The following is a 23,695-nucleotide window of genomic DNA, read 5'->3' on the forward strand; positions in this document are numbered from 1 at the left end:
ATGTTTAAGCAATTTATACAGCGCCCAGTGCTGTCGACCGTGATCTCCGTGATCATCGTCATACTGGGACTTTTAGGGTTACTTGCGTTGCCCATTTCACAATATCCTGATATTGCGCCTCCTACGGTTCAGGTTTCTGCTTCCTATACCGGAGCGAATGCAGACGTAGTACTAAAAAGTGTGATTATCCCACTCGAAGAGCAGATCAACGGGGTAGAGAACATGACCTACATGACCTCTACCGCTACAAATGAAGGATCAGCCAGTATCAATATCTTTTTCAAGGTCGGTACTGATCCCGATTTAGCTGCAGTAAACGTACAGAACAGAGTTTCCAGAGCAACAAGTTTACTGCCCCAGGAAGTTACACAGGCCGGGGTTACGGTAACGAAAAGTCAGAGTAGCAATCTTTTGATTGTTTCCTTAAACAGTGACAACAAAGCTTACGACCAGACATTTCTTCAGAATTATATAAAAATCAACCTTGTACCTCAAATTCAAAGGGTAACGGGTGTTGGTAACGTCAACGTTTTTGGTTCAAAAGATTACTCCATGAGGATCTGGTTGAAGCCAGATGTGATGGCACAATACAGCCTGATCCCTGCTGATATTTCTGCCGCATTAGCGGAACAGAACATTGAAGCTGCACCGGGTAAATTCGGAGAGAACGGAAACGAATCTTTTCAATATGTAATTAAGTTTAAAGGAAGGCTGACAAAAGCCAGTGAGTTTGAAAATATCATCGTTAAATCTGCCGGAAACGGGCAATTGTTGAGACTTAAAGATGTTGCCCGTGTAGAGCTGGGTTCATTGACGTATTCATCCAACATTGTAACCAACGGCTTGCCATCAGTAGCCTTCGCGGTGAGTCAGACTCCCGGATCAAATGCAAGGGATGTTATCAATCAGTCTAAAAAGATCCTTGATGCTGCGGCCAAAGATTTCCCTAAAGGAATCAAGCACATTTACCTGGTGGATGTGAACGAGAACTTAGATGCTTCTATTGAAAAGGTAATTCATACCCTTGTAGAGGCCTTTATTTTGGTATTTATCGTAGTATTTATCTTCCTTCAGGATTTCCGTTCTACTTTAATCCCGGCCATTTCAGTTCCGGTGGCGATTGTAGGTACGTTCTTCTTCCTGAATTTATTTGGGTTTACCATCAACTTACTGACACTGTTTGCACTCGTCCTCGCGATTGGTATCGTAGTGGATGATGCGATTGTGGTCGTCGAGGCTGTCCATGCCAAGTTAGACCAAGGCTATAAATCGGCCAGAAAAGCAACGGTGGATGCTATGGGAGAGATCTCTGGTGCGATTATTTCCATTACCCTGGTGATGGCAGCGGTATTTATTCCGGTAACTTTTATCACCGGATCAACCGGGGTATTCTATAAGCAATTCGGACTTACCCTTGCTGTTGCGATTATTTTATCTGCAATCAATGCCTTGACTTTAAGTCCGGCCTTATGTGCGATTTTGTTAAAGCCACATGCAGATGACCACAAACACAGCAGCTTTATCCAACGCTTCTACACCGCTTTTAACGTGGCATTTGACAATGTAACCAGCAAATACAAACGTTCCATTCAGTTCTTTTCTGTAAAGAAATGGATGATCATTGCCTCAATTGCGTTTTTTGGAATTGCATTGGGTTATATGATGAAAACTACGCCTTCCTCTTTCGTTCCTTCGGAAGATCAGGGAACTATTTTCGCCAACATCAGCTTACCTCCATCCGCATCGATGGAAAGATCTGAAGTCGTGACCAAATATGTAGATAGTCTTGCCAACTCTATTCCTGAGGTTAAAAACACCTTAAGAATTGTAGGTCAGAACTTTACTGCTGGTCAGGGTAGTGCCTATAGTATGGTAATTTTGAAATTAAAAACCTGGTCAGAACGCGACCGGAGTGTGGATCAGGTGATCGGGGAGCTTTTTGGCAAAACCGCAGGCATCAGAGACGCGAAAATCTTCTTTATCGCTCCCCCTACTATTCAGGGTTTCGGACAGAGTGGAGGATTTGAGTTCCAGCTTCAGGATAAAGGCGGGCATAGCATTCAGGAATTATTTAAAGTAAATACCGACTTCCTTGCCGCGTTATCAAAACGTCCGGAGATTCAATATGCCCAGACTTCTTTCAATCCTAATTTCCCGCAATACATGCTGGACATTAACCTGGAAAAATGTAAAGAAGCAGGGATTACCGTAAACTCTGTATTGAATACTTTACAAGGTTATTACGGCGGATTATATGCTTCAAACTTTAACCAGTTTGGAAAGCAATACCGTGTGATGATCCAGGCAGATGCCAATTATCGTAAAAATCCAGAGGGATTAAATAAGATCTTTGTCAGGAATAGTAAAGGTGCAATGGCGCCGATTACCGAGTTTATCCACTTAACAAGGGTGTATGGTCCGGAGTCGATCACCAGGTTTAACCTTTTCAGTTCCATCGCGATCACAGGAGCACCAAATCCAGGTTACAGTTCAGGAGATGCCATCAAAGCGATCCAGGAAGTTGCAGCGGAGTCTTTACCTGCGGGTTATGGCTATGACTTTTCTGGTCTGACCAGGGAAGAGCTTGCTTCGGGTAGTCAGACGGCATTTATCTTTATCTTGTGTCTGGTATTCGTTTACTTCCTGTTAAGTGCGCAATATGAGAGTTATATCCTGCCATTTGCCGTCTTGCTTTCTGTGCCATTCGGTTTAGCAGGTGCGTATATTTTCTCGATCGTATTTGGTTTGAACAACAGTATTTACCTGCAGATCTCCCTCATCATGCTGATTGGTCTATTGGCCAAGAACGGGATTTTGATTGTGGAATTTGCGTTAGAGCGAAGACGTCACGGTTTACCGATTGTACAATCTGCAGTAGAAGGAGCCGTTGCCCGTTTGAGACCGATTCTAATGACTTCCTTCGCCTTCATCTTCGGATTGGCCCCATTGATGATCGCTACCGGAGCAGGTGCCGTAGGTAATAAATCTATTGGTACAGGTGCCGTGGGCGGGATGCTCATCGGAACAATCCTAGGGGTATTCGTGATCCCTGTATTGTTCATTATCTTCCAGACTTTACAGGAAAAAGTGAGTGGTCCTCCGCATTTGAAAAAGCACGATGACGATGATCCAAATCCAATCGATCCGGCTTTAGCGAAAAAGCTCCCAGTGATTTAAGTTCATATATCAGAGAAAGACAATGATTCAGACATATAAAAAACAGCTTTTCACCCTGGCAATTGCAGCTACAGTATTTGCATCCTGCAAGGTGACCAAGACTTACGAGAACCCCTCGCTGAAAACAGCCGGGTTGTTCCGTGAGCAGACAGCTACAGATACTACTACCATGGCGAATACGCCATGGAAAACCCTTTTTGCCGATCCTTTACTATCAGGATTGATTCAGGAAGGTCTTGACCAGAACCTGGATTTGAAAAATGCCTTACAAAATATTGTACAGGCACAGGCGACCTTACAACAAAGTAAGGCTGCTTTTCTTCCATCTCTAACATTGGATGCCAATGTAACCAGGTCAAAGCAATCTGAGGCAGGTTTAAACTTTCCTCCGGGAATTAACATCAATACCCTGACCAATACGTTTAAAGCACAGCTGAGTACCAGCTGGGAAGCGGACATCTGGGGCAAGCTGAGCAGTACTAAAAGATCTGCTTTGGCCGCTTATTTCAGAACGGATGCTGCCAAAAGGGCAATTCAGACACAATTGATCGCCGACATTGCCAACAATTATTATAACCTGCTTGCTTTAGACAGACAGCTGGAAATTACTCAGGAGACTTTAAAAAGCAGGATTGCCGGTGTAGAAACCATGAAAACCCTGAAAGAAGGTGCCGTAGTAAATGGCGCTGCAGTGGTTCAGAGTGAAGCCAGTCGGTATGCAACAGAAGTAACCATTCCTGATTTAAAAAGAACGATCAGAGAAACGGAAAACGCACTTAACATTTTATTATCAAGAGCACCGGGTCCGATTAACCGCAGCAAGCTGGCGGATCAAAGCCTGAGCCCTGATGTTAAAATTGGTATTCCTACGCAATTGCTGGAAAACAGACCTGATGTTCAGGGTGCCGAATTTGCTTTCAGAGCGGCATTTGAAAACACGAACCTTGCCCGTACTTACTTCTACCCTTCGCTCACCATCACGGCAGCAGGAGGATTGTCAAGTCTGGACATCAAGGATTTCTTTAGCAAATCAATCTTTTACAACCTGGTTGGTGGTTTAACACAGCCTATCTTTAACAAAGGCTTAAATAAACAAAGACTCGTTACGGCTAAATCTGCACAGGAACAGGCTTTAAATACTTTCCAAAAAACCTTACTGATGGCTGGACAGGAAGTATCCAACGCATTGTATACCTATCAGACTGCTGTTGAAAAGGAAGAAGCGAGGGCAAAGCAAATTGCAGCATTAGAAAAATCAGTAAATTATACTCAGGAATTACTGAGGTATAGCTCTGCTACAAACTATACTGATGTATTGACTTCAGAACAAAGCCTTTTAGCCGCTCAATTGAGTGGAGTGAATGACAAACTACAAAAATTACAATCTGTAGTGAATCTTTACAGAGCATTAGGCGGAGGCTGGAAATAGTCTTTTCTAAATGACATTAAGGGGATTTCTTAACAGGAATCCCCTTTTTTAATGGATCAGGTTTTTTGGTGCTCCTGATTAAATAATTTTTTACGTAATATTGAACGCATGAATATTCTGATCGTTGAAGATGAAAGAAACTTAGGACTGGAGATTGCCGAGTTCCTTGGTAAAGAAGGCTATACAATAGAACACGCCTGGAAGAAATCCTCAGCCGAAGAGAAAATATTTGTCAATACTTACGACTTTATCCTGCTGGATCTTGGCTTACCCGGAGGAGATGGATTTGAACTGCTCCATCAGCTCAAACAACTTAAAGATCGCGAAGATGCAGTGATTATTCTTACCGCCAGGGGCGATGTAGAAGACCGCATTAAAGGATTGGAAGCCGGCGCTGATGATTACCTGCCCAAGCCTTTTTCTTTAACAGAACTGCTGGCACGCATGCATGCCATCATCCGGCGAAAACATAAACTGGAAATGAATGAAGTAAACATCCACAACTTCATTCTGGACATTAAAAACCATAAGGTGAGTTTTGACGGTCAAAAAATAAGCCTGACTGGTAAAGAATTTGAGATTTTCAATTACCTGGTATTGAATAAAGACCGTGTGATCTCAAGGATCAACCTTACTGAGCATGTTTGGGGTGATATCCTGGAAATCAATTCCGACTCCAATTTTGTAGATGTTCATGTTAAAAACTTACGTAAAAAACTCTCAGGACATGCCCCTATCGAATGGTTTGAAACCGTCAGGAGTATTGGCTACAGAATAAATTCCGGCAAATAAGGATCGATGATGAAGCTGCAACTAAAACTGGCCCTATACAATACACTGACCAAAGTTGCAATCATCACGATGATGGGCATATTAATCCTGGTTTCCATCAACAGAATTTCTGTAAATCACATCCACCAGCGACTGATTCAGAAAAAGAACAAACTCATCACCAACCTTTCCAGCGTAAAGATCAACGATTTGTTAACTCAGCAAAAGACCTTTACAGATTACAACCTTCTGAAAGAAGAATACATCATTCTGAAAGAAGTAAAGAACAGCGATACTTCAAAACTGAAACATTATTTCAGTCAGGAGACCAGAGAGATTGAGGGGAGCCAGGAAGAATACCAGATCCTGAGTGCCGAGTTTAAATATGGAGGCAGAAGATATCTGCTGGAGCTGGGAGAAACAATGTCGACCGTAGGCCAGTTAGAACACACCATTTCCGTATTTACCTTTCTCATTCTCCTTGCAGCAGTAATCCTGACCTTACTGACAGATCTTGCTTTCAGTAAATTTTTACTCGCCCCTTTTTATCAGATCATTGATCAGAAACTCAATAAGGTGAACGATCCGATCAGCTTCAATTATGAGCCTGTAAAAACGACAACTGAAGATTTTAAGATCTTAGACCAGAGCATTAGTATCCTGATGAATAAAATCGCCGACCTGTTCATCACCGAGAAAGAATTCATTGCCAATGTTTCCCATGAGCTGCTCACCCCCATCTCTATTTTGAATACCCGTCTGGAAAATCTACTGAATGATGAAAAATTAAGCCCCGAAGGAGAAAACAAGGTCTTTGCCTGTTTAAAAACCTTAAACAGACTCAAGTCGATCATTAATAGCTTGCTGCTCATCTCAAAAGTAGAAAACAATCAATATCAAAAACCAGACAGCATTGCAATCAGAGAAGTGGTTCATGATGTGTATGAAGAGCTGGAACACCGGCTGATGATGATGGACCTTAAATTTAACATTAACCTAAGTCATGATCATGTGTTTACAGGCAACCGGTCTTTATTCAATACCTTAATGATGAATGTGGTGAATAATGCCATTAAGTACAACCTTCCTTCCGGAAGTGTTTCCATTTACGATGCTATTGTTGACCACCATTATCAGCTCATCATTGCAGATACCGGACAGGGAATGGACCTCAATGAGGTTCAGCATGCTTTCCAGCGATTCGAAAAGTTCCAATCGGAAAAGGAAGACAGTCACGGGCTGGGGCTTTCTATTGTCCGCAGTATTGCTGCTTTCCACGGAATTGAGATCGAAATTGAGTCGAAAAAAGGGAGTGGGACACAGGTCATTATTATTTTTTCTGGAAAAGATTAGCACAATTCCATCTTCATGAAATCTTCATGTTTGATATGCAACTTTGATCTAACAAATCACATTAAATATTAAAAACATGAAAAGAACAATTTTAGCGTTAGCATTAGTTGCAACAACTTTCGGCGCATTCGCACAAACTCCTGCTGCTACTGCAAAACCTGTAGCTCATAAAGTAAAAGCAAACAAAAAAGCTGAAGTGAAAAAAACAGAAGCAGCTAAACCAGCTGAAGCAGTAAAAACTACGCCTGCAGCTGCTCCAAAAGCACCAGCAAAACATAAATAAGGTCTAAACACCTCGTTAAGAACTATAGCCTAAGAGGATGTCCAGCAATGGATATCCTCTTTTTTTTGTATTTTGGGGTCAACCACACCAACGAACCAAATTATGAAAACAACCCCGGTAGCGCTTCTTCTCTGCTACATCCTGCTTTGCGGCTGCGGCAGCACAAAAAAACAAGCTGATCAATATCAATCTGATAAAGGCAAATGGATTTCTCTTTTCAACAAAAAAGACATTAAAGATTGGTTTGTAAAAATCCATCACCATGGAATAGATGAAAATTTTGGCAATACTTTTCGCGTAGAAGATGGCATGGTGAAAGTACGGTACGATCAGTATGGCGATTTCAACGACCAGTTCGGCCATTTATATTATAAGGTCCCTTACTCCTATTATCACCTTGTGGTGGAATACCGTTTCGTAGGTGAACTTCAAAAAGGGGCGCCCTCTTATACCCTGCGAAATAGCGGTGTGATGTTTCATTCCCAGGACCCGCGGACGATGCTTAAAGAACAAGACTGGCCGATATCTGTGGAGATGCAGTTTCTGGGTGGTTTAGGAGATGGGAAACCGAGACCAACAGGAAATATGTGTTCACCCGGAACAAATGTAGTTTATCAGGGAAAGCTGGCTGCCGCTCATTGTCTTAATTCTAATTCAAAGACTTATGATGGCGATCAATGGGTACGTGCAGAGTTGATCGTTCTTGGCGATTCTCTCATTACCCATATCATTAATGGAGATACGGTATTACAATATTCAAAACCTCAGATTGGAGGAGGAGTGGCAAATGGCTATGATCCAAAAATGAAAATAGATGGCAAGCTACTCAGCAGTGGATATATCGCCCTGCAAAGCGAAGGACAGCCTATAGACTTCCGCAAAGTGGAGCTAAAAGATTTATCGGCACTAAAAGAGAAAGCAAAGCGCAGATAACTTATTAGAAATATTCTGCCAGGTAAGGAGTTCTGCAATTCTGTCTTAGGGTTTTCAAAGCCCTGTCTTTTAATTGTCGGATTCTTTCCTTGCTTAAATTGAATACTTCCACCATATCATCCAATGTCAATGCAGTATGGTTATCCAGGCCAAAGAAGAGGGTGATGATCCATTTTTCCCGTTCCGGTAATACCCCCAATGTCCGGTTGAGGTCTTCGCTCAATGATTCCGTCATCATTAAGGCATCGGTATTAGGTACATTGTCGTTAGCCAGGGTATCCATCAGGGTAAAGCCACTTTCTTCATTGGTGGTCATATCCAGAGAGTAAGACAATGGCGCGCTGGACAAATAATCTGCTACTTTTTCCTGAGAAAGCTCAGTGGCCACAGAAAGCTCCTCATAAGTAGGCAACCTTTCGAGCTTTTGCTCTAACAGGTCCGCGGCTTTATTAATTTTAATGATTCCCAACACCTGATTTCCAGGAAGCCTGATCATTCTTTTCTGATCGGCAAGGGCCTGCATAATGCTTTGGCGGATCCACCAAACGGCAAATGAGATGAACTTGAAACCTTTGGTATCGTCAAAACGGTGTGCTGCTTTAATGAGCCCGAGGTTTCCTTCGCTGATGAGGTCCGCCAACTGCAAACCTCTGTTCTGATATTTTTTTGCGACTGAAACTACGAAACGTAAATTGGTTTTCACCAATTTATCCAATGCCACAGTATCTCCTTTTTTTATCCTTTTAGCCAGACTCAACTCCTCATCAATGCTCAGGAGGTCTATTCTTCCAATATCTGTCAGGTATTTATCAATGGAATCGGTATCTCTGTTGGTAATGGATTGCGCGATCTTTAATTGTCTCATACAGATTCACTTTTTGCTAGTTCTACCTCTTTATTTTCTTTTTCAAAATCGTTCATGCAGTTCACCAGAACCTCCACACTGGAAATTGGCAATGCATTATATAAGGATGCTCTGAAGCCACCCACTGAACGGTATCCTTTCACACCTACCACTCCTCTTGCAGCGGCGAAGTCAAGGAATTCCTGTTCCAGAGCAGGGTTCTTCATTTTAAAGGTTACATTCATTCTTGACCTATGGTCCGGATCAGCAAGACCATAGAACAATGGGTTGCGGTCAATTTCCTGATATAGCAATATTGCTTTAGCGATATTCTCGGTTTCAATCTGTGCTACACCTCCTTTTTCTTTTAACCACCTTAGGTTTAACATCGCCACATAGATGGAGAATACCGGAGGTGTATTAAAAAGAGAACCATTGTCCCTGTAAATGCGATAATCCGACATGGATGGGACCTGACGTTGTATTTTCTCCAGCAGGCTATCTTTTACCACCACCAAGGTCATTCCTGCGGGACCCATATTTTTTTGTGCGCCTGCATAAATCAGGTCAAAATCTGCCACATTTACCCTTCTGCTGAAAATATCAGATGACATATCACAAATGACCGGAACAGACGTTGGCGGAAAGCTGAACATTTCAGTTCCCTCAATTGTATTGTTAGAAGTATAGTGGAAATAGGCAGCATCTTCCGGGATTTCATATCCAAGAGGAATGTAGTTATATCCTTTATCTTTTGAAGAGGCTACAATATCGACCTCGCCAAACAACAAAGCCTCTTTAATTGCCTTTTGAGAGAAATATCCACAATCCAGGTAAGCAGCCTTTTTATCCTGATGAAGAAAGTTCATGGCAAGCATCGAAAACTGAGTGCTTGCTCCCCCCTGCAAAAAGAGAATGCTGTAACCATCGGGTACTTCCAGCAGTTCCTTCACTAAATCTTCCGTTTCTTTCATCACCGCTTCGAACTCCGGAGTACGGTGTGAAATTTCCAGAATACTCAGGCCAATGCCATTGAAATTCCTGACAGCATCTGCTGCCTGATCTAAAACTTTAGCAGGTAAGATACAAGGCCCGGCTCCGAAATTGTGTTTGATAATTGTTGTCATTAGTTACAGTTGATTGCTCCAAAGTTCGGAAGGCCAAAACAGATATCTAATTTTTCCAGTACATTCAGCAAATTTTTCTGTTTCGACTACTTTAAACCATACAATTTTTGGTAGGCATTTATTATCTATCCATCAAGCAAAATATAATTTCCTTACTATCCTATTTTTTAGCGAGTTAAGGTATTAAGTACACTATCCTTAATGCAGAAGGTACCAAATGTTTCATAAAAAATAAATAATACTATATTTGACAGGAATAACGTTAAAAAAATATACACTAAGTCAGAAATTCATTCGCTGCACAATGTCTAAATTAGATCCTACACATCTTGGAATTTTACGCCTGTTACAGGAAGATGCCAGAATGACTCATAAGGAGTTGGCAAGAAGGTTAAGAAAAAGCGTTTCCCCAATTTTTGAAAGGGTAAAATGGCTGGAGCAGAATGGCTATATCAAGGGATATACAGCATTGGTGGATTTACAAAAGAGCAGCAATAGCATCATTTCTTATACCCACATTCAGATGAACGATCACTCTGAAGAGGCTTTGAGTGCTTTCCAAAGAGAAGTTGTTCTTTTTGAGGATGTCAGAGAGTGTTATTACATCACTGGAAATTTCGATTTCATCCTAAAGATCGTATCTCCGGATATGAAAGGTTATAATGATTTTCTACGTGGACAGTTGTCTAAATTACCCAATGTAGGAAGTGTACAGAGCTTTTTAGTCTTATCAGAAGAGAAAAGAGATACGACTTATAAAATATAGATCCGGAGCCCTCAATCCAATCGAAAAAAAATCCAGTCTTTCTCCCCCCTGTTCTTGGGGTGTTGAAAAAATCCCGTTTCAGACCGGTAGAATTATTCCAATTTATTTTGTGGATCAGATTTGAGTTGCTTTCTTTGCAGCTAATTAGATTTAATCCAAATAGAAACAAGAAAATTCAACCCCTTTGAATAAAAATAAAAACAGGTTCAAATACTGGATCGGACAGGTACACCTATGGCTGGGATTGATTTCTGGAATTTTTGTATGTTTCTTAGGCATCACAGGATGCATATTGGCGTTTGAGCGTGAGATAGAAAACATTACGCAACCTTATCGCTTTACGGAAGTACAAACATCGGCACTGTTAACCCCTTCCAGGCTAAAACAGATTGCAGATAAACAGGTCCCGGGAAAACATGCACACAGCATCGGTTATCAGGCTGGCAAATCCGCCCAGGTTGTTTACTATGCCGCAGACCCTGAATATTACTGGATTGTATTTTTAAACCCTTATACCGGAGAAGTTCTAAAAGTAAAAAATATGGATGACGACTTTTTCAGAATCGTCATTATGGGACATTATTACTTATGGCTTCCACCAAATGTGGGCCAGCCGGTATTGGCCAGTGCCACTCTAATGTTCCTCTTCCTCCTGATTTCCGGCTTAATCTTATGGTGGCCTAAAAACAGAGCTGCCAGTAAGAAGCGGTTTTCTATAAAGCTGAATGCCAAATGGAAAAGAATCAATTATGATTTACACAATGTACTCGGCTTTTACATGACCTGGATCCTTATTTTTATTGCGATCTCCGGATTGGTCATGGGCTTTCAATGGTTTGCCGGCTCAGTATATTGGATTTCCTCCGGTGGAGACCGCATGAAGCCCTTTAAAGAAACTTATTCGGATACGACAACGATAAAACCCAATATCCACAAACAGCCGGCAATAGATCTATTATGGGCAAGGACAATGGCCGGACTTCCCGGCTATACCGGAGGAGTAGAAGTCCATGTACCGGAGAATGATAAATTGGCAATTGAAGTAGCCATTAATCCCGATACAGATACCTATTGGAAGGCAGATTACCTCTACTATGACCAATATACACTGAAGGAGATCCCTGTAGATCACATTTTTGGAAAGCTGTCGGATACAAGTCTGGCCGACCGGATTTCCCGGATGAATTATGACATCCATATCGGAGCAATCGCCGGACTACCGGGCAAGATCATGGCTTTCTTTGCCAGTCTGATTGCGGCAAGTTTACCCATCACCGGCTTTATTATTTGGTGGGGCAGAAAAAAGAAACAAAAAGCAAAAGCACAAGCCTAGTGCGCAGGTCAACAAGGGCTTGCAGTTAATTAAAAACGAAGGAAAGAGGGGTATTTGAGACAAATTTTCTTAATTTGCATCCTATAAACATATAATGGTATGATACAGGTAGGCTTATTATTAACCAACAAATACCGTTTACTTAGTGTCGCAGCAATCTTAGATGTGTTCGATACAGTGAATAGTCATTATGAAAATAATGGAGAAGCCCCTTTCTTCAAGATCAATCTGATCCGTAACGGAAACTTGGCTTTTGAAGGTGCTTCTTTTGAAAAGTATTCGTCTCTTTCCTTAAACGAATCCGGACAACAAGACCTGGTTTTAATTCCTGCATTTGATGGCACGGACCTTAACTCTTCTATCCACAACAACCTGGAATTTTTACCCTGGATGCAACAGCAATATAAAAAGGGAGCAGAACTGGCCAGCTTTTGTACAGGAGCATTTTTACTCGCAGCCAGTGGCCTTTTAAATGGAAAAAGCGCCACAACTCATGTCAACGCCAGTCAGGCTTTCTCGTCCAGTTTTCCGGATGTTTACTTTAAACCTGATAAAGTGGTTACCATTGATAAAGGAATCTATACCAGTGGAGGCGCAACCAGTAGTTTTCATCTGATGCTAACACTCATTCACAATTACTGTAACCGTAATCTGGCCGTTCATATTGCAAAGATTTTTGCGATCGACATGAACAGGGAGCAGCAGAGCTATTTCGGAACTTTTCATCCGGCTAAAGATCATGGGGATGATCTGGTCGTTAAAACGCAGCTTTGCATTGAAAATGCCTATAAAGAAGCAGTCACTATTGAGGATATTTTACAGCAGATTCCATCCAGCAGACGTAATATTGTGCGTCGTTTTAAACAAGCTACCGGAAGTACGCTGATCGAATATTTACAGAAAACAAGAATAGAGGCTGCTAAAAGACTGTTGGAACAAACCAATTTCAGCATTTTAGAAATCATGCTTCATTCTGGTTATAATGATTTAAAGACATTCCGGCAGCTTTTTAAGAAAAACTCCGGAATGACGCCTAAAGATTATCGGGATAAGTTTAAGCCGAAAGCTGCATAGCAGGTTTCTGTTTTACTTTTTTATTCTTTTTCTTCATCTTGTTCAACCAGATCAAAGTTCCGGTAATGGGCAAACTTGTGGCAATCAGACAGGCAAGGAAATAAATGATTTTTGTAAACATGCCATACACATCTCCCAGGTGTAATGCTTTAATTGAGCCAGAGATTCGCTCATTAAATGGCTTATCCTTAAATACCTCTATTTTAAGTACACCAGCAGTGTATTGATCCAACAACAATTTATCTCCAGCTGAAGGTGCAAAAAAGCCGACCTTATTTTTTGTGATGGCAATTGCAGAGATAGAATCTTTAGGCAGACTAATGCTGTAATCTCCGGAATAAGGTAAAACTTCATCTGCCTTTTTAATATAATCGGCAATGTTAAGAGGAGCCCCGGCTGTTCCCGATTTAATCACTGAAACAGGGTCTTTTGGTGGTTCAAAGCCTTCCGGCTGATAAGTACCTAATGTTTTACGCAAGGCCTCGCGATACCAGGGAAACGACCATTGAGGTCCTGTGATGCCCATCAGAAATAAAAAGATACAGGCATAAAAACCCAGACTATTGTGCAGGTCATGATTCGTTCTTTTCCAGCTTCCAGTCCATTTGACCTTTAATCCCTGCTTCCATGATTTCAATCGTTGTGGGAACCAGATGATCATTCCGGTGATCACCCCGAGTGTAAAAAGAATCGTTGCCGCACCAGAAATATAACTTCCTAATTTTCTGTTTTCCAGTTCTCCGAAAATAGGTTTTTCGATCTTGTCTAACAGCAACCACCTGTGAAGGCTAAACATTGTCTTCATGAAAGAAGCCGCCGCAGTTTTTGTTTCTGAAATATTGCCAATTACTTCTCCGGTATATGGATTCACAGCAAAAGCTGAAGGGCGTTTTCCTTCTGTAGGTTTATCTTTTCCAGCTTTCACTTTATCTCCTTTTTCTTTAACCGGCGCCTTCGCTGCTTCTCCTTCTTTTTTCTCCTCTTTCATTTTAACCATGAACTGATAAGTTCGGTTAGGATCTAAAGGAATTCTTATAGAAACAACTTTTCCACCAGTATTGGCTTTTACTTTTCCGATGAGTTCTTCGATAGGTAAAGCCACTGCTCCTGCAATACGTCCTGCTTTATATAACTCCGGACTTGCCATTTCTTTAACTTCTGTATTAAATACATACAGTGTTCCGCTGAGACAAACTACAATGACAATAATTCCACTGGCTAATCCCAGCCATAAATGAATGTCATTAAAAAGTTTACGTGTGACCTGCCAGGCAGATCTTGGTGTTGATTGTTTCATTTAGGCCTTGTGTTTTTTTGCAAATTTAGCATAATTCTTCAAGTATTAAGAACTAGTCTAAATACTCGGACGATTATCCCAATTTTAATCTTACTAACCTCACCAAGAAAAGTACTTTGGCTATCTGCCCAATAAGATCAAATGTTGATGCTGATATTTGACCCGGAATTCAATCTGGTTTTATTCCCGATATCCTGATAATCCCCTGTTTTCTCTACAATCTGTTCTAAATCAACAACATTTATCACAAAATTCTTTTCTTTAAAATAATTAATTTCTATCTTTGCCGTCCCTCACGGGAAAAGGAGATTAAATTTTAATGGCTAAAAAACAAGTAGCAGAAAAAGAACTAGAGGCTAAAAAAGCCGAATTGCAAGGTGCAGACGCTCGTCTGACCGAGAAAGAAACCATTGAGTCAGAAGCTGATTCAGTGTCGATCGAACAGATCAAATCATCATTAGCTACCCCTGATCAAGATTTTGACTGGGATGCAGATGACAAAGTTTTCGGAAAATATTCTGATGAAGACCGTAAAAAGTTTGAAGACATGTATACCGATACTTTCAATCAAATCAACCAAGGTGAAATCATCAGCGGTATTGTTGTGTCTATCAACAATAAAGATGTAGTATTAAACGTAGGATTTAAATCTGACGGATTAGTATCTACTTCTGAGTTCCGTGATACACCTGACTTGAAAATTGGTGATACAGTTGACGTATTCGTTGAAGCTCCGGAAGATGCGAATGGTCAGTTAATTTTATCTCGTAAAAGAGCTAAAACCCAAAGATCATGGGAGTCTATCAATGAGGCTCTTGACAATGACAGAATCATCAACGGATTTGTTAAAAGCCGTACTAAAGGTGGTCTTATCGTTGACATCATGGGTGTTGAAGCTTTCTTACCTGGTTCACAAATTGACATCAAACCTATCCGCGATTACGATGTATACGTGGGTAAAACAATGGAATTCAAAGTTGTTAAGATCAACCATGAGTTTAAAAACGTAGTAGTTTCTCATAAAATCTTAATCGAAGACGATTTAGAAAGCCAAAAAGTTGAAATCGTATCTAAACTTGAAAAAGGACAGGTATTAGAAGGAACAGTTAAAAACATCACTGACTTCGGTGTATTCATCGATTTAGGTGGAGTTGACGGTTTACTTCACATCACTGATATTTCTTGGGGCCGCATAGAGCATCCAAAAGAAGTATTGAGCTTAGATGAGAAAATCAACGTTGTAGTTCTTGACTTTGATGACGAGAAAAAACGTATTGCATTAGGTTTAAAACAATTGACTCCACACCCTTGGGAATCTTTAGACACTAACTTAGCTGTTGGATCTAAAGTTAAAGGTAAAATTGTTACTGTTGCTGATTACGGAGCTTTCTTAGAAATCATTCCTGGTGTTGAAGGTTTAATCCACGTATCAGAAATGTCTTGGTCACAAAACTTACGCAGCCCACAAGAATTCTTGAAAGTTAGCGATGAAATCGAAGCTGAAGTATTAACTTTAGACAGAGACGAACGCAAAATGAGCTTAGGTATTAAGCAATTAACTCAAGATCCTTGGCAAAATGTTGCTGAAAGATATCCTATCGGAAGCAAACATACTGCTGTAGTTAAAAACATGACTAACTTCGGTGTATTCGTAGAAATTGAAGAAGGTATTGATGGATTAATCCATATCTCTGATCTTTCTTGGTCTAAAAAAGTTAACCACCCTAACGAATTCACTAAAGTAGGTGATACATTAGACGTAGTTGTTCTTGAATTAGATGTGGAAAGCCGTAAATTAAGCTTAGGTCACAAACAATTAGAAGAAAACCCTTGGGATACTTTTGAAACTATCTTCACGTTAGATTCAATCCACCAGGGAACTGTTGTTAAAGTAACTGATAAAGGTGCTGTTATTGCTTTACCATATGGTGTAGAAGGTTTCGTACCAACTAAACACATGGCTAAAGAAGACGGAACTACTATCAAAGCTGAAGAAACTAATGATTTCAAAATCATTGAGTTTAACAAAGATGCGAAACGTATCGTTGTTTCTCATGCCCGTATCTGGGAAGAGGCTAAAGCTGAAGCTGTTGCTGAAGAAAGAGCTACTAAGAAAAAAGAAGCTAAAGCATCAAGTAGTGCAGTTAAGAAAGTTAAAGATTCAGTTGAGAAATCAACGCTTGGCGATCTAGGTGTACTTGCTCAATTAAAAGAGCAGATGGAAGGTGAAGAAAGCAAAAACAAAGCTAAATAATCTTTAAAGCTTATATATTAAAGGCATCCCCAACCGGGATGCCTTTTTTTTTGTTACTTTGTTTCCTAAAACCAATACCCCGTTCATTTTATGAGAATCTTCATCAGTATCATCAGCACCCTGCTGTTGTTCCAGGTAAGTCGCGCGCAACTCCCTTCACTTATCCCACAACCTGTGGAAATGACGATAGGAAAGACATCAGAGAACTTTTCTATCGATCACCGTAGCACACAGCTATTTATCAGCGACAACAAGCTGAAACCGGCCGCAGATTTCTTCATTAACTATATCAAAAAATACTATAACCTGGACCTTAGCCTGACCACGGGAACTGATTTGAACAGAAAAAATGTAATCAATCTAACCCTCATAAAAGTTGCTGATCCAAATCCGGAGCAGTACGCTTTGGCGGTAAGCAGTAAATCTGTCAACATTCGCTCTTCTTCCCCTGCAGGTATATTTTATGGCATACAAACCCTGATCCAACTATTGCCTCCAAGTGCCAAAGCATTTCCTTTACAGGTTCAGGCAGTAACGATCACGGACTATCCACGTTTTGCGTATCGGGGAATGCACCTGGATGTCAGCAGACATTTTTTTGATGTCAGCTTTGTCAAAAAATACATTGATTATCTGGCGATGCACAAGCTCAATTATTTCCACTGGCACCTGACGGATGATCATGGATGGCGCATAGAAATAAAAAAACATCCAAGATTAACTGAGGTTGGTGCCTGGAGAGATGGCTCCATCATCGGCCTTTATCCTGGAACAGGGAACGATGGCATCCGCTATGGCGGCTACTATACCCAGGAAGAAGTAAAAGAAGTGATCCGATATGCCACAGAGCGATACATTACCATCATCCCTGAGATAGAAATGCCTGGACATAGCATGGCGGTCCTCGCCGCTTATCCGGAATTGAGCACTACACCTAAGCTTCCTAAGAAAGTCGCCGAAACCTGGGGAATTTTCAATAAATTCAATAATGTATTACTTCCCTCTGAGCAAACCTTTACTTTCCTGGAAGAAGTCCTAACCGAAGTGATGAACCTCTTCCCCTCTTCCTATATCCATATTGGCGGAGATGAATGTTCGAAGATCTGGTGGAAACAGTCTGCCTTTTCCCAACAACTGATTAAAGAGAAAGGATTGAAAAACGAAATCGGACTGCAAAGCTATTTTATCCATAGGATAGAAAAGTTTGTGAACAGCAAAGGAAAAACCATTATCGGATGGGATGAGATCCTTGATGGTGGCCTTGCTCCTAACGCGGTGGTGATGAGCTGGCGTGGTGAAAAGGGAGGTATTGCTGCGGCAAAACAAAAACATAAAGTCATCATGACTCCGGAGAATTTCATGTACTTCAATCATGCACAGTTCTTAAAGGAAGATTCCCTCACTGCAGCGAAGTTCCTGCCCCTGGCTAACGTCTATAATTATGAGCCTATACCTGCAGCGCTGAGTCCTGCCGAAGGCAAATACATCTGGGGAGCACAAGGCAACCTTTGGTCGGAATACATCAGCAATCCCGCTAAAGCCGAGTACATGTTATTTCCAAGACTGGATGCTTTGAGTGAAGTATTATGGAGCCCTAAAGCCAAGCGCAATTACAGCAGTTTTCAGCAGAGATTAAAACAGCAACTCAGGAGGTATGACCAAATGGGAATAAAATACAGTAAAAGATATTGGGAGAATTAAGTTCTCCCAATATCTTTTACTGTTTTTCTTAATACACTTTTCTTCTTTCGGCCATAGCCTTTTGCGCTGCTCTCCACCTATATCCCTGAATAATTACAGGAATTTCGCTTTGAGATCGGGAGAAGGAACCATACAACTCTCTGTCTTCCCCCATATCCGGTACCTGTTATTCGCAACAAGTTTGTAGATGAAATCCCTGATAAATGAGGGAATGATGATAAATCCATACCAAAGAGACCAGCCTCCACTCAGCTTTCTCGCAATGCGAAGTGCCGCAGTAGAACGAAGGTAAACCTTACCATCTTCCAAAAGCATGATCGTTTTCAAATCTTCCGCATTGAAATCAAAGTCCGACAACCTTTGCCTTGCGATGTCACTTTGCAAAGCTGCAAAACGGAAGTAATCTTTATGGTCTCTCTTAATGATGAACTGCACTGAATGATTACACAGATTGCAGACCCCATCAAAAAAAATCACCGCGTGATCCCGATCTTCATTCATTTGATTGTTTTCCTCTTAATAGTCCCCGATATCGGATTTATACAAATATAATTTTTTAAATCCAGAGCTTCCATCTATAGTTTTATAAATAAGACACTTAAAAGTTTTATCTCTTTTAAAATCAATGTAATTCGGAAATCAGACGGAATAAATCCACATTCAACTTTACAGAATTGAAACATTTTCCTATATTTGGCCAATCCTTTAGTCAATGCAAAAGAGAACCCTGCTAGACGGTCAAAAATTCCAGATCACAATTAAGAGACTTTGTCATCAATTAATTGAGAACCATACCGATTTTTCAAATACTGTTTTAATTGGCATTCAGCCAAGAGGCAGCTACTTTGCCGATAGAGTACAGACCGAACTCTCCCAAATCCTTAAGAAAAGTACCATCAAGAAAGGCAATTTAGACATTACCTTTTTCCGGGACGACTTCAGAAGGAAGGACGGAATTGTTTCTGCAAATAGCAACACCATAGATTTTATTATCGAAGGAAAGAACGTAATCCTGATTGATGATGTACTCTGGACCGGACGCACGATACGCGCCGCGATGGATGCATTACTGGCTTACGGACGCCCGGAAAGAGTAGAGTTGATGGTCTTGATTGACAGGCGTTTTTCAAGACATCTGCCTATTGAGCCCGATTATATCGGCCAGCAGGTAGACAGCTTAAACTCACAACAGGTAAGGGTGAGCTGGAAAGAAACAGAAGGAGAAGACAAAGTAATCTTAATATCAGAAAGCAATAAATAACATGGCAGCAGACAAATTATCGACCCGACATCTTTTAGGTATCAAAGATATTAACCGAAATGATATCGAATTGATCTTAGAAACTGCAGATAATTTTAAAGATGTGATCAACAGGCCGATTAAAAAAGTGCCTTCCCTGAGAGACATCACGATTGCCAATATCTTCTTTGAAAATTCTACCCGTACCAAGCTTTCTTTTGAGCTGGCAGAAAAGAGACTTTCTGCAGATACGATCAATTTTGCAGCTTCTTCCTCTTCAGTGAGTAAGGGAGAAACCCTGATTGACACGGTAAACAATATCCTCGCCATGAAGGTGGATATGGTAGTCATGAGACACCCCTATGCAGGAGCAGGTCAGTTCCTGAGCAAACACATTAATGCACAGATCGTAAACGCTGGAGACGGCGCACATGAACACCCCACACAAGCCCTTTTAGATGCCTTCTCTATCCGCCAGAAACTGGGTGATGTAGCTGGTAAAAAAGTGGTGATTGTAGGTGATATTTTACACTCCAGGGTAGCGATATCCAACATTCTATGCCTGCAAAAACTGGGTGCAGAAGTGATGGTATGCGGCCCTACAACCTTGATTCCTAAACACATCGAAAGTTTGGGTGTAAAGGTAGAACACAACCTGATTAAAGCTTTAAACTGGTGTGATGTGGCCAATATGCTGCGCATCCAGCTGGAAAGACAAGATATCAAATATTTCCCTTCCCTGAGGGAATACGCCATGATGTACGGCTTAAACAAGCAAATCCTGGACAATTTAGATAAGGAGATCATTGTAATGCACCCAGGCCCGATTAACCGTGGTGTGGAGATCACCAGTGATGTTGCCGACAGCAAACAATCCATCATCCTTGAACAGGTAGAAAATGGAGTAGCTGTAAGGATGGCTGTGCTTTACCTATTGGCTTCTCAAAGAGATTAACATCTCTAAAAAGTTTTTTATACCAATCTCGTTTTCTTTTCGTTAAACCAGTGTTATCAACAGTTGTTAATTTCTTATGTTAATAAGACATAATACTATTTTTATATTAGTACCAACCATATTTGAAACCAGATGCAGAAAAAATACCTTTTTATTCCGCTATTATTAGCAGGTAGCTTTACGTCTAGTTATGCGCAGTCCAGCATACTAGTCAATTTAAATCAGAATTACCGAACCGGTCTGGAGTTACTGGACAATGAAAAGTACATCGCAGCAGCACAACAATTTAGGTTGGTAGAACAAGCCAGACAAAAGCCGGGTGCGCAACAGGAAAGTAACTCAGAACTATCCCTTCTTAAAGAAAATGCAAAGTTTTATGCTGCCGTTTGTGCACTGGAGCTTGGAAATAATGATGCGGAAAGCCTGTTCCAGAACTTTATCAAAGATTACCCCCTGAATGCAAATACCAAACTGGCCTATTTCCATGTCGGTAAATCCTATTTTGCTCAGGAAAACTATCAGAAAGCATTGGATTGGTTTGAAAAAACAGACCCTTCTACCCTTTCCGGAAAACAACGTTTAGAATATCAGTTCAAACAAGGTTATGCTTATTTCATGTTGAAAAACACTGAGAAAGCAGAGCCTCTTTTTGAGATCGTAAAAAAAGAAAAATCCCAATATCAGGAAAGCGCAACTTACTATTTTGCGTACATCAATTACCTGAACAAGGAGTATAAAACAGCATTGGCGAATTTTGAAAAATTAAAAGGCTCGCCAACATACGAAGCAAGTTATCCTTATTACATCACTTCGATGTATTACTTAGATGAGCGTTACGATGATGTAATTTCCTACGCTATTCCCATTTTAAAAACATCGAAGCAACAGTATGAAGCAGAAATGCTGAGCTTAATCGCAGCCTCTTATTTTGCCAAATCTGATTTCACCAATGCAGAGAAATATTTCAGTGAATATTATGCAAAAGACAAATCAGAGGTAAAAAACAACCTGTTTATCTATCAGTATGGATATTCCTTATTTCATTTGAAAAGATACCAGGAATCTGTAGCGATTCTGGAAAAACTAGACACGGATGATGTATACCTGCAAAGCGGGATGTATACGCTGGGTCGCTCTTTCATTCAATTGAAAAACAAAGAAAAAGCACGCAGTGCCTTCTTCAGGTCTTCAAGACTTGACTTTGATAAATTCATACAGGAAGAAGCATGGATCAACTATGCAAGATTAAGTTATGAGCTGGATTTCAATCAGCAGGCCTTAGAATCTACCCAGAACTTCTTAAAGCAATTCCCGAAATCAAGGAAAGCCAATGAAGCTAAAACCTTATTGGGGGAAATTCTGTTAACGAGTAAAAACTACCAGGCAGCAATAGACATTCTGGAGCCTATTCCTGATAAATCGCCGGAAGCAAAAGAAGCTTACCAGAAAGTAACCTATTTCAGAGGACTTGAGTTCTATAATGAAAGGGCCTTCCCTAATGCATTATCGATGTTCTTACGCTCAGAAAAATTCCCTGAAGACAAAGAAATCCATGCTTTAAGTACTTACTGGAAAGCCGAAGCCAGTTATGAACTGAGAAAATTCGGAGAGGCAGTGAAAAACTTCGAACTGTTCCTCGACATGCCGGGTGCAGATAAAACCGAAGTTTACAATTTCGCCAATTATGCTTTGGCTTATGCAGCTTTCGAAGATGAGCGTTATGGAAAAGCAGCAACCTATTTTGAACGCTTCCTGAAAGGAAATGATAAAGATCAGAAAACGGTAACCGATGCGACCATCAGGTTAGCGGATTCCTATTTTGTAAATAAAAGCTATGGCAATGCCTTAGAGAATTATAACAAAATTATTGCTTCAAAATCTACCGGAGAAGATTATGCCCTTTTCCAACGTGGGATGATCCAGGGACTTGAAAACCAAAACGATGCAAAGATCAATACGATGCAGAGTTTGTTAAAGCAGTTCCCCAACTCTAACTATGCCGATGACGCCGGATTTGAAACTGCCTATACCTATTTCAATAAAGGAGATCTGGACAAATCAAAAACAGATTTGACTTCCCTGATCAGCCAATATCCACGCAGTAGTTATGTGCCGCGTGCCTTGGTGACGATCGGATTGGTTCAATACAACCAGGATCAGGATGATGCCGCTGCAGAGACCTTCAAAAAAGTAATTGCCGATTACGGAAGTACTGAAGAGGCCAAACAGGCTTTGGAATCCATCAAGAACATTTACGTAGATAAAGGAGATTCAGAAGGCTTTATCAGCTATGCAAAGACCACACCGATCGGAGATTTCTCTCTGGCTGAACAAGATAACATCATCTTTACCGCTGCAAATAACCGTTACCTGAAAGGCGATGCCAAAGGAGCTTTCGAAGCCATCAATGCTTATTTTGATAAATTCCCTAAAGCCATTCATACCAAAGAAGCTAAGTTCATCAGAGCAGAGTCATTGGTGAAATTAGGAAGACCGGATGAGGCGATTCCTGATTATGAGTTCATCTTAAATGACTGGACCAGTGATTATACCGAACGTTCCTTAGTTTCTATCTCCAAGTTATTCCTGGATCAGAAAAAATATAATGAAGCCATCGTATACCTGAAAAGACTGGAAACAACGGCAGATTATAAAGTGCACTATACTTATGCCATCAATAACCTGTTGAAAGCTTACAGCGCTTTAAACATGCCTGATGATGTCATTAAATATGTGGCATTGATCAAAGAGTCTGACAAATCTTCACAGGAAGAAAAAAGCAGCTCCGAACTGTATGCAGGAAAGGCCTATTTAGCAAAAGCAGATACAACCCTTGCTGTGAAGTCATTTAACATGGTGGTGGAGAAAACAAAAACGCTTGCGGCCGCAGAAGCAAAATATAACATCGCTGCAATTCAATATGCAAAAAGAGAATATAAAACTTCTACAAAAACCTGTTTTGACCTGATCAATAACTTATCATCTTATGATTATTGGGTGGCTAAATCTTTCATTCTGTTAGCAGATAACTACGTTGCATTAAAAGACAATCTACAAGCTAAAAGCACGCTCCTTAGCCTTATAGACAATTATGATGGCAAGGACGATATCGTCCAGACTGCTAAGGAAAAATTACAAAAAATTAAATAAGACAAGCA

General features: G+C 40.7%; 18 protein-coding genes. 14 read left to right on the forward strand and 4 right to left on the reverse strand.

The window, feature by feature from the left end; translation table 11 throughout:
• From AAFF35_RS23880 to AAFF35_RS23905, 6 genes are all read left to right on the forward strand, one after another.
• On the forward strand, positions 1–3,177 hold the full coding sequence (locus tag AAFF35_RS23880) for an efflux RND transporter permease subunit (RefSeq protein ID WP_342329075.1): 3,177 nt from the start codon (positions 1–3) through the stop codon (positions 3,175–3,177).
• A gap of 22 nt (positions 3,178–3,199) precedes the next feature.
• Positions 3,200–4,606: an efflux transporter outer membrane subunit gene (locus tag AAFF35_RS23885; RefSeq protein ID WP_342329076.1), complete on the forward strand. Its 1,407-nt coding sequence runs from the start codon at positions 3,200–3,202 to the stop codon at positions 4,604–4,606.
• Between the two features lie 108 nt (positions 4,607–4,714).
• Entirely contained in the window at positions 4,715–5,398 is a 684-nt protein-coding gene (locus tag AAFF35_RS23890; protein WP_342329077.1) for a response regulator transcription factor, read from the forward strand.
• 6 nt (positions 5,399–5,404) lie between these two features.
• Positions 5,405–6,730 (forward strand): HAMP domain-containing sensor histidine kinase, encoded by a 1,326-nt coding sequence (locus AAFF35_RS23895; protein ID WP_342329078.1) that lies wholly within the window; start codon positions 5,405–5,407, stop codon positions 6,728–6,730.
• Between the two features lie 76 nt (positions 6,731–6,806).
• A complete protein-coding gene (locus tag AAFF35_RS23900) occupies positions 6,807–7,013 on the forward strand; it encodes a hypothetical protein (protein WP_342329079.1) in 207 nt (68 codons plus the stop codon).
• 102 nt (positions 7,014–7,115) lie between these two features.
• Entirely contained in the window at positions 7,116–7,946 is an 831-nt protein-coding gene (locus AAFF35_RS23905) for a DUF1080 domain-containing protein (RefSeq protein ID WP_342329080.1), read from the forward strand.
• Positions 7,947–7,950: 4 nt separating this feature from the next.
• Here AAFF35_RS23905 and AAFF35_RS23910 read toward each other — a convergent pair whose 3' ends face one another.
• Together AAFF35_RS23910 and serC are read right to left on the reverse strand one after the other, a co-directional pair.
• Positions 7,951–8,811, reverse strand: a complete 861-nt coding sequence (locus AAFF35_RS23910; RefSeq protein WP_074606821.1) for an RNA polymerase sigma factor RpoD/SigA — start codon at positions 8,809–8,811, stop codon at positions 7,951–7,953.
• Positions 8,808–9,917 (reverse strand): 3-phosphoserine/phosphohydroxythreonine transaminase, encoded by a 1,110-nt coding sequence (serC, locus tag AAFF35_RS23915; protein WP_342329081.1) that lies wholly within the window; start codon positions 9,915–9,917, stop codon positions 8,808–8,810. The genes AAFF35_RS23910 and serC overlap by 4 nt, the downstream gene beginning before the upstream one ends.
• 304 nt (positions 9,918–10,221) lie before the next feature.
• On the opposite strand from serC, the gene AAFF35_RS23920 reads away from it, so the two are divergent.
• The 3 genes from AAFF35_RS23920 (at position 10,222) to AAFF35_RS23930 (ending at position 13,090) form a co-directional block, all read left to right on the forward strand.
• Positions 10,222–10,683, forward strand: a complete 462-nt coding sequence (locus AAFF35_RS23920; protein ID WP_069378149.1) for an Lrp/AsnC family transcriptional regulator — start codon at positions 10,222–10,224, stop codon at positions 10,681–10,683.
• 184 nt (positions 10,684–10,867) lie between these two features.
• Positions 10,868–12,016: a PepSY-associated TM helix domain-containing protein gene (locus AAFF35_RS23925; protein ID WP_342329082.1), complete on the forward strand. Its 1,149-nt coding sequence runs from the start codon at positions 10,868–10,870 to the stop codon at positions 12,014–12,016.
• 99 nt (positions 12,017–12,115) lie between these two features.
• Positions 12,116–13,090: a helix-turn-helix domain-containing protein gene (locus AAFF35_RS23930; protein ID WP_342329083.1), complete on the forward strand. Its 975-nt coding sequence runs from the start codon at positions 12,116–12,118 to the stop codon at positions 13,088–13,090.
• On the opposite strand, the gene AAFF35_RS23935 is transcribed toward AAFF35_RS23930, so the two are convergent.
• Positions 13,071–14,387: a PepSY-associated TM helix domain-containing protein gene (locus AAFF35_RS23935; RefSeq protein WP_342329084.1), complete on the reverse strand. Its 1,317-nt coding sequence runs from the start codon at positions 14,385–14,387 to the stop codon at positions 13,071–13,073. The two genes, AAFF35_RS23930 and AAFF35_RS23935, sit on opposite strands and share 20 nt — an antisense overlap.
• Before the next feature lie 319 nt (positions 14,388–14,706).
• Here AAFF35_RS23935 and rpsA point away from each other — a divergent pair, with 319 nt between their 5' ends.
• Positions 14,707–16,641: a 30S ribosomal protein S1 gene (rpsA, locus tag AAFF35_RS23940; protein ID WP_073233816.1), complete on the forward strand. Its 1,935-nt coding sequence runs from the start codon at positions 14,707–14,709 to the stop codon at positions 16,639–16,641.
• A gap of 90 nt (positions 16,642–16,731) precedes the next feature.
• Positions 16,732–18,342 (forward strand): beta-N-acetylhexosaminidase, encoded by a 1,611-nt coding sequence (locus tag AAFF35_RS23945; protein WP_342329085.1) that lies wholly within the window; start codon positions 16,732–16,734, stop codon positions 18,340–18,342.
• Positions 18,343–18,435: 93 nt separating this feature from the next.
• On the opposite strand, the gene AAFF35_RS23950 is transcribed toward AAFF35_RS23945, so the two are convergent.
• On the reverse strand, positions 18,436–18,843 hold the full coding sequence (locus tag AAFF35_RS23950; protein ID WP_342329086.1) for a DCC1-like thiol-disulfide oxidoreductase family protein: 408 nt from the start codon (positions 18,841–18,843) through the stop codon (positions 18,436–18,438).
• Between the two features lie 211 nt (positions 18,844–19,054).
• Here AAFF35_RS23950 and pyrR point away from each other — a divergent pair, with 211 nt between their 5' ends.
• From pyrR to AAFF35_RS23965, 3 genes are all read left to right on the forward strand, one after another.
• Entirely contained in the window at positions 19,055–19,603 is a 549-nt protein-coding gene (gene pyrR / locus AAFF35_RS23955; protein ID WP_069378157.1) for a bifunctional pyr operon transcriptional regulator/uracil phosphoribosyltransferase PyrR, read from the forward strand.
• A 1-nt stretch (position 19,604) separates the two neighbouring features.
• Complete coding sequence (locus tag AAFF35_RS23960; RefSeq protein WP_074606842.1) at positions 19,605–20,537, forward strand: aspartate carbamoyltransferase catalytic subunit; 933 nt, start codon at positions 19,605–19,607, stop codon at positions 20,535–20,537.
• A gap of 132 nt (positions 20,538–20,669) precedes the next feature.
• A complete protein-coding gene (locus tag AAFF35_RS23965; RefSeq protein ID WP_342329087.1) occupies positions 20,670–23,687 on the forward strand; it encodes a tetratricopeptide repeat protein in 3,018 nt (1,005 codons plus the stop codon).
• Positions 23,688–23,695 lie beyond the last annotated feature (8 nt).

The sequence above is a fragment of the Pedobacter sp. FW305-3-2-15-E-R2A2 genome (assembly GCF_038446955.1).
Lineage (GTDB): Bacteria > Bacteroidota > Bacteroidia > Sphingobacteriales > Sphingobacteriaceae > Pedobacter.

Excerpts from the sequence above, each read along its gene's own strand:
- serC (WP_342329081.1), bottom strand. The coding sequence starts at position 9,917 with ATGACAACAATTATCAAACACAATTTCGGAGCCGGGCCTTGTATCTTA.
- AAFF35_RS23895 (WP_342329078.1), top strand. The coding sequence starts at position 5,405 with ATGATGAAGCTGCAACTAAAACTGGCCCTATACAATACACTGACCAAA.
- AAFF35_RS23910 (WP_074606821.1), bottom strand. The coding sequence starts at position 8,811 with ATGAGACAATTAAAGATCGCGCAATCCATTACCAACAGAGATACCGAT.
- AAFF35_RS23885 (WP_342329076.1), top strand. The coding sequence starts at position 3,200 with ATGATTCAGACATATAAAAAACAGCTTTTCACCCTGGCAATTGCAGCT.
- rpsA (WP_073233816.1), top strand. The coding sequence starts at position 14,707 with ATGGCTAAAAAACAAGTAGCAGAAAAAGAACTAGAGGCTAAAAAAGCC.
- AAFF35_RS23945 (WP_342329085.1), top strand. The coding sequence starts at position 16,732 with ATGAGAATCTTCATCAGTATCATCAGCACCCTGCTGTTGTTCCAGGTA.
- AAFF35_RS23905 (WP_342329080.1), top strand. The coding sequence starts at position 7,116 with ATGAAAACAACCCCGGTAGCGCTTCTTCTCTGCTACATCCTGCTTTGC.
- AAFF35_RS23880 (WP_342329075.1), top strand. The coding sequence starts at position 1 with ATGTTTAAGCAATTTATACAGCGCCCAGTGCTGTCGACCGTGATCTCC.
- AAFF35_RS23920 (WP_069378149.1), top strand. The coding sequence starts at position 10,222 with ATGTCTAAATTAGATCCTACACATCTTGGAATTTTACGCCTGTTACAG.
- AAFF35_RS23900 (WP_342329079.1), top strand. The coding sequence starts at position 6,807 with ATGAAAAGAACAATTTTAGCGTTAGCATTAGTTGCAACAACTTTCGGC.
- AAFF35_RS23935 (WP_342329084.1), bottom strand. The coding sequence starts at position 14,387 with ATGAAACAATCAACACCAAGATCTGCCTGGCAGGTCACACGTAAACTT.
- AAFF35_RS23930 (WP_342329083.1), top strand. The coding sequence starts at position 12,116 with ATGATACAGGTAGGCTTATTATTAACCAACAAATACCGTTTACTTAGT.
- pyrR (WP_069378157.1), top strand. The coding sequence starts at position 19,055 with ATGCAAAAGAGAACCCTGCTAGACGGTCAAAAATTCCAGATCACAATT.
- AAFF35_RS23960 (WP_074606842.1), top strand. The coding sequence starts at position 19,605 with ATGGCAGCAGACAAATTATCGACCCGACATCTTTTAGGTATCAAAGAT.
- AAFF35_RS23890 (WP_342329077.1), top strand. The coding sequence starts at position 4,715 with ATGAATATTCTGATCGTTGAAGATGAAAGAAACTTAGGACTGGAGATT.
- AAFF35_RS23965 (WP_342329087.1), top strand. The coding sequence starts at position 20,670 with ATGCAGAAAAAATACCTTTTTATTCCGCTATTATTAGCAGGTAGCTTT.
- AAFF35_RS23950 (WP_342329086.1), bottom strand. The coding sequence starts at position 18,843 with ATGAATGAAGATCGGGATCACGCGGTGATTTTTTTTGATGGGGTCTGC.